Source organism: Rhizobium centroccidentale (genome assembly GCF_030182565.1).
In the GTDB taxonomy this organism is placed as follows: Bacteria; Pseudomonadota; Alphaproteobacteria; order Rhizobiales; family Rhizobiaceae; genus Rhizobium.
In genome coordinates this window covers 1-1,237 of sequence record NZ_JAQJCG010000059.1, presented here as the reverse complement: position 1 = coordinate 1,237, position 1,237 = coordinate 1, and the positions used below count along the sequence as shown (strand labels likewise).

The 1,237-nt window shown below is 61.7% G+C and carries 1 protein-coding gene; it reads right to left on the bottom strand.

Annotated features, from left to right (window positions below; genetic code table 11):
- Positions 1–36 precede the first annotated feature (36 nt).
- Positions 37–984: an IS110 family RNA-guided transposase gene (locus tag PH562_RS30615; protein WP_285177639.1), complete on the bottom strand. Its 948-nt coding sequence runs from the start codon at positions 982–984 to the stop codon at positions 37–39.
- Between the last annotated feature and the right edge of the window lie 253 nt (positions 985–1,237).

The window sequence follows — 1,237 nt, the reverse complement described above, 5'->3', positions numbered from 1 at the left end:
AGCAATTCCAGGAAAAGTGCGCAGTATCCGTCTTAGTCAAGCTTGTTGAGGCGTCCAAAAGCGATCTTCCCGGATGAGTGCGTTTGCCAGGACGATTAGCTTTCGCATGATGGCGGTGATGGCCGCCTTAGCGGCTTTTCCGGTTGCGGTGAGTTGCTGGTATTTGCTCTTGAGGGACGGATTGAAGCGGATGGCGACGAGGGCTGGCATATAGAGGGCGCGGCGAAGCTGGATCCTTCCGCCTTGAATGAAGCTTTTGCCCTTCCATTGGCCGGATTGTCGCACGATGGGCGCGAGACCGGCAAGGCTGGCGGCCTGTTTGTTGGCCAGCGTTCCGAGTTCCGGCATGTCAGCAATCAGCGCCATGGCGCAGGTTGCCCCGATCCCCGGAATGCTGGAGAGGATGTCGAAGCGGCGCTGCAATTGCGGCTCGGCGGCGATCAACCGACGGCTCTCGGCATCGACGGCCTCGATTTGAGCCTCGACCTGCCGCAGCCGCTGCTCGGCCTGGCGCTGCAGCAGGGGGATGGTCACATTCTTCTGCCGATGCAGCAGAGCGCTGCGGTCCTTGACGAGAGCGCGACGCGCGGTCAGCAATTCGGCCAAAAGATCAAGCGCCTGGCTGCGGATCGGCCGGATGTCCGGGGCCATCACTGCGCCGAACCGAGCCATGACGCCGGCGTCGATGCGATCCGTCTTGGCCAGCCGGCCGCAGGCTTTGGCGAAGGCGCGCAGGCGCTGCGGGTTCACCTTGACGCCAGGTAGGTTCGCCATTGCCAGCATGCGTTCGAGGCGCCGATGGTAGGCGCCGGTCGCCTCGAAGACAATGCGGGTGGGCGCGTAGGGCGACAGCCAGCGGATCAATGCCCGCAGCCCTTTGGCGTCGTTGAGGAACTGCTTGTCGATGCCGTCCGGTAGGAGATGGACATCGAGGCGATCTTTCGAGATGTCGATACCGAGGGTTCGTGCTATCGTGTCAGCCATCTTTTCCGTGTCCCATGCTTGTCATGCGGGCCGTCAAAGCCCCGCTATCCGTTCAGGCCTCATGGAAAAGAAAGGGGCGATCCTACTGCGCAACGGTTCTGTCAGACCAGCGGTTTCCCGATCCCACCCCTCCCGCCGCCTGTGGGTGTTCAGGCCCACAGGCGGCAATCCATTGTCGCCTAAAACGAGACAAAGTCATAAGACAAGCGGTTTTCCGTCCGGGATTGCGTGAAGCCAAAGAGATGGAGCGGCT

Coding starts and splice junctions, on each gene's coding strand:
- PH562_RS30615 (WP_285177639.1), bottom strand. CDS start 984: ATGGCTGACACGATAGCACGAACCCTCGGTATCGACATCTCGAAAGAT.